Source organism: Streptomyces dysideae (assembly GCF_001514305.1).
Lineage (GTDB): Bacteria > Actinomycetota > Actinomycetes > Streptomycetales > Streptomycetaceae > Streptomyces > Streptomyces dysideae.
On sequence record NZ_KQ949164.1, the window covers coordinates 1 to 4,650 of the forward strand.

A 4,650-nucleotide genomic window follows, 5' to 3' on the forward strand; every position below is an offset into this window, starting at 1 on the left:
GCTCCCCACCATCCGGCCCGCGGTCGGCCAGGTCACCGCCTGGCCGACCGCGGTTCTTCGACACCGGTCGAGGACCGGCAACCACGGCCCCGGCACTCGTTGTGCACACGGCCGGTCACAGGCCGATGAGCCGCCGGTTCCCAGCCGGTGGACGCCGCGTAGCGGGCCGGCTCGGTCAGCAGGACCATCCTGGTGGCTCTCGCCACCACGATGGTGGAGCCGCCGGCGGTCACAGCGTCACCCGTGCCGGTGGCGACGGCGCGGGTGACGCCCTCGTAGCTGTACGCGCCCGGCCCGGAGGGGTAGGCGCCGCGCAGATGGAGGTGGCAGGAGCCGCTCGCGACGGTGGCCCTGGTCGTGAAGCCCACGCTCGAAGGCAGGCCGTCGAGGGCGGTGCCGACGCTCAGCGTGGTGCCGATGGTCCAGCCGGGGCCGGGGACGGCTTCGTGGACGATCACCTTGTCTGCGCGGGAGACGAGCGCGCGGCGTCGGGGAGGCGCTGGCCGGGGTCCAGGGAAAACCGGTCGAAGAGCCCCCGGTCGTCGGCGATGTGTTCGGTGCGCAGCGCCTCGTACCCCTTCTCCGTCGCGGCGTCGACCACCTTGGTCACCCCCTTGTGGGGGTCCTCGCCCCGGTAGGCCGGGTACTTGTCGGCGTAGTCCGTGCCCGCGCCGAGGACGATCGTCACGGCGGCAGAGTTGTCGACCCGCACCTTGGTGTCCGTGCCCCCGACCGAGCCGCCCTCGGCGGTCACGTACAACTGGGACTCGAAGCGCAGCTGGTTGTCGTTCAGGTTGCCCGGGACCGTCAACCGTGCGCCCTCGCGGGTCCCTCACGGTACTGGAGGTCGGTGTGACACACCCCGCACGCCTGGATCCGTACCACTGCCTCCCCCGGCCCCGGATCGGGGATCACGATCGTCTCAACGCCGACCGGCTCGCCCTTCGCCCGCATGACGACGCCTCGTACCTGCTGGGACCTTGCTGGCTTCCCTCCTGATCAAACGGGCTGGACGCGCACGGGCAGGGACGCCCACGAGCGCAGGGTGTTGTTGGGGTGGCGGTGCGGTGTGCCGGTGAGTTCGATGCGCTCGACGCGTCGGGCCAGGACGGTCAGCAGGGCCTCGGCCTCCAGGCGGGCGACGTGCTGGCCGATGCACTGGTGCAGGCCCATGCCGAAGCCGACATGGCCGGAGGGGTCGCGGGTGAGGTCGAAGCGGTCGGGGTCGCTCCAGCGCTCCGGGTCGCGGTTGGCCGCGCCGAGGAACATGAGGATCTTGGTGTCCGCCGGGATGACCGTGCCGTCGATGGTGACCTCGGTGGTGGCGGTACGGAAGAAGGTCTGCACCGGTGACTGCCAGCGGACCGCCTCGTCGAACGCGGCCCGCGCCAACTCCGGTCGCTCCCGAAGCCGTTGCCACTCCTCGGGGTGGGTGGCGAAGGCGTACAGGCAGGCCGCCAGGCCGTGCACGGTGGTGTCGACGCCGGCGGTAAGCAGGGAGCGCAGTACCAGCGGCGCCTGTTCGTGCGTCAGGTCGCCGCGGTCGGCGGCGGCCCAGATCTGCGCACCGAAGCCGTCCTCGCTCAGCGCCTCCCGGGTGCACTGCGCGTTCACCCACACCGACAGCTCGGCCACCCGGTGGGCATCCGCCGCGACGAGGTCGTTGCGCGGCCCGAAGGCGTTGAAGGCCATGTTGCCGTACGGCAGGAGGTTCTCCCGTCCGTCCGGGCCGAGGCCGACCGCGTCCGGGAAGGCCCGCAGGGGGAACGCCTCCGCCAGCGCTGCGAAGGCGTCGAACTCGGCTCCCCCGGCGAGGACTTGTTCGACGAGCTCCTCGGCCACCGCGGTCCATGCCGTGCGTAGCCGGCGCAGTGCGGGCGGGGCGAGGATCTCGCGCAGCACCCGGCGCGGGGCGTCGTGCCGGGGCGGGTCGGCCTCCAGCAGCAGGCTCGGCGGGCGCCACGGCTTCTCGTGCCGGAAGTTGGCCAGGCCCACGCCTGAACCCGACTCGAAGTGCTGCCAGTCCACCAGCGCGGCGTGCACCTGCTCGTAGCGGGCCAGGGCGTGGACGTCGTAGCGCGACAGGTACACGACCGAACCGGCCTCGCGCAGGGCCTCGTGCAGCGGTTCGGGGTCCATGAGAACGTCGTGGGCGAACGGGTCGGCGTCACTGACGGGCGGCACGACGGCACGCTCCATCGCCTCGGTCATTGCGGGCTCCTTGAGAAAGAAAGTGAAGTGGTGTCAGAGACCGGTCTCAGAGGTCGAGGACGAGACGCTCGCCGCAGGAGCGCGACACGCACAGGAACATGCAGTCGTTCGCCGCCCGTTCGTGGTCGGCCAGCACCGAGTCCCGATGGTCCGGCTGTCCCTCCAGCACGGGCGTCAGACACGTGCCGCAAGTGCCCTGCTCACAGGAGGACAGCACGTCCGCGCCGGCCCGGCGGACCGCTTCCAGCACGGACAGGTCCGGAGTGACGGTGACGAATCGCCCCGTGCGGCGCAGTTCGACCTCGAAGGCGGTGTCCCGCACTGGCGCGGCCTGCTCGCCGGCGGTGAAGCGCTCGACGCGCAGGGCATACGGCGGCCAGGAGGCGCACGCCGCTTCGGCGGCGGCGAGCAGCGGGGCGGGACCGCAGCAGTACGCCTTGGTGTCCGGTCGCGGTGTGCCCAGCCAGGCCGCGAGGTCCAGCAGTCCGAACTCGTCCTGCGGAACGATGTGCACCCGCTCGCCGTAGGCGGCTGTCAGCTCCTCACGAAAGGCCATCGACGACCGCGTACGCCCGCCGTACAGCAACTGCCAGTCCGCGCCGAGCAGTTCGGCCTGGCGCACCATGGGCAGCAGCGGGGTGATGCCGATGCCGCCGACGATGAAGAGGTACTTCTCCGACGGAACGAGGGGGAAGTGATTGCGCGGGCCACCGACCCCGACGCGGTCCCCAGGTCGCAGCCGGTCATGCACGTACGCGGATCCTCCCCCGCCCGCGGGCTCCCGCAGCACCGCGATCCGGTAGGTGTACGCGTCCCATCGGTCGCCGCACAGGGAGTACTGCCGGGTCGTCCCCTCAGGCAGGGCCAGGTCGATGTGGGAACCCGGCGTCCAGTCCGGCAGCCGGGCACCGCTCGGGTGGATGAGAGTGAGTGATACGACGCCCTCGGCGACGTCCTCCTTGGCGGAGACCGTCAGTGTCGCCGCGTTCCTCGGCGCCGACCGTCCCGGACCGACGCCGGATCCGGCATCCGCAACCGCGCTGGTACCGACCACGTTGTCGCCTCCCGTCGTTGGGTTGCACGCAGGATGCGCGGCGACGAGAGACGGTCGCGACGGCGTTCTCAATGAATGAGAGACGAACTTCCGCCAGCTGTCATACGGCCGTTGCACGACCGTCACGTGGGTCACCAGGCTCTCGACGCCGCCCCGGGGCGTCCGGTGCCCCGAGCGCACGGGAGACACTGCGTGCCGCCGTCCGCACCACGGGCACGACGGACGAGGCCCCAGCCTTGTTGGGGACGATCACCGCCAGCGCGGCCACCACCTCACCGCGCGCGTCACGCACCGGCGCCGCGACCCCCAGGGCGTCCGGGTGCACGTATCCCGGGCAGTACACGTACCCCTGCCGACGAACCTCGGCCAGCACGGCCCGCAGCCGCGCGGCAGTGGCGGGGGTGTCCGGGGTGTAGCGCTGCAAGGGCCCGCCGAGCACCCGCCCCCGGAGGTCGGCGGGGCCGTGGGCGAGGAGGACCAGGCCGCTGGAGGTGGCGTGCAGGGGAAGGCGGCCCGCGACACGGGTGTAGTTGACGACCGCGCCCGGTGCCGTCAGCCGTTCCAGGAACAGCACCTCGTCGCCGTCCAGCACGCCGAGCTGCACGTGGTGGCCAACGACGTCGTGGACGTCCTCCATGAACGGCATGGCCGCGTTGCGCAGCGACAGGGAGGGCGAGGCCCGGGTGGCCAGTTCCCACATGCGCATGCCGATACGGACCCGGCGGTCGGTGTCCCGGGCCAGGAACCCGTACGAGACCAGCTCGGCCACCAGCCGCGATGCTGTCGCCACGTGCAGCCCCGTACGGCGGGAGAGCTCCGAGACGGTCAGGGCCGACTCCTCCGGCGTGAACGCCTCGAAGATCCGTACGACCCTCCCCAGAACCGACTCGCCGTTCTGCTTCCTCACCTCACCATCATCGGATTCCTTCCCGGCACGTCAAGCCCGCGGCTGCGCCTGGTAGCGGGCCCTGTGGACCAGCCTGCCGACGTCCGCTGAAAACGCCGGCAGGCTGGAGCGCCATGTCTGGCAGCAGCTCCGCCTCATGTCGGGCCAGAGCTGCCTGGTCAACCGCCGCTGACGGGCCCGCGGCACCGTCATCCATGCCGACCGCGGCGCGCAGTGGGACTCCTGGGTCTTCGCTGAACCCGTCCGCGCCTCAGGCTTGCTGCTGCCGGGGTGCACCCGTCGGAACATGTCTGGATCTGGAGAAGGCGGCAGGGCGCGGTTCCGGGAGGAGCCTCGGCGGACCTATTGACGCGATTCGGGCAGGGACATAGCCTCCGCTTGCTCTGTTCGGCACACGGACGAACGTTCGCAGTGCGCACAACTTCTTGTCAGGAGGGCCCCATGCAAAGACGCGTTCTTGGGCTTGCCATAGCGGCAG

At 71.3% G+C, this 4,650-nt stretch carries 5 protein-coding genes and 1 pseudogene; all 6 read right to left on the minus strand.

What is annotated here, in order from left to right; genetic code table 11:
* Window positions 1-32: 32 nt before the first annotated feature.
* The 6 genes and pseudogenes from AQJ91_RS48055 to AQJ91_RS48075 all read right to left on the minus strand — a co-directional run bounded on the left by AQJ91_RS48055 (window position 33) and on the right by AQJ91_RS48075 (window position 4,172).
* The gene (locus tag AQJ91_RS48055; RefSeq protein ID WP_067036682.1) at window positions 33-458 is read right to left on the minus strand and encodes a hypothetical protein; all 426 of its coding nucleotides are present in this window, start codon (window positions 456-458) and stop codon (window positions 33-35) included.
* Window positions 455-811 carry a glycoside hydrolase N-terminal domain-containing protein gene (locus tag AQJ91_RS48060; RefSeq protein WP_067036686.1) on the minus strand — a complete coding sequence of 119 codons (357 nt, stop codon included), beginning with the start codon at window positions 809-811 and terminating at the stop codon, window positions 455-457. The genes AQJ91_RS48055 and AQJ91_RS48060 overlap by 4 nt, the downstream gene beginning before the upstream one ends.
* Window positions 812-828: 17 nt before the next feature.
* Window positions 829-954, minus strand: a pseudogene (locus AQJ91_RS53295) (S-(hydroxymethyl)mycothiol dehydrogenase); the annotation flags it as partial.
* Between the two features lie 45 nt (window positions 955-999).
* Window positions 1,000-2,211 carry a cytochrome P450 gene (locus AQJ91_RS48065; RefSeq protein ID WP_067036689.1) on the minus strand — a complete coding sequence of 404 codons (1,212 nt, stop codon included), beginning with the start codon at window positions 2,209-2,211 and terminating at the stop codon, window positions 1,000-1,002.
* A 46-nt stretch (window positions 2,212-2,257) separates the two neighbouring features.
* Complete coding sequence (locus AQJ91_RS48070; protein WP_067036692.1) at window positions 2,258-3,265, minus strand: PDR/VanB family oxidoreductase; 1,008 nt, start codon at window positions 3,263-3,265, stop codon at window positions 2,258-2,260.
* Window positions 3,266-3,365: 100 nt separating this feature from the next.
* Entirely contained in the window at window positions 3,366-4,172 is an 807-nt protein-coding gene (locus tag AQJ91_RS48075; RefSeq protein WP_067036695.1) for an IclR family transcriptional regulator, read from the minus strand.
* Window positions 4,173-4,650 lie beyond the last annotated feature (478 nt).

What these genes read in the sequence shown, in the direction of transcription:
- AQJ91_RS48065 (WP_067036689.1), bottom strand. Translation starts at nt 2,211, where the DNA reads ATGACCGAGGCGATGGAGCGTGCCGTCGTGCCGCCCGTCAGTGACGCC.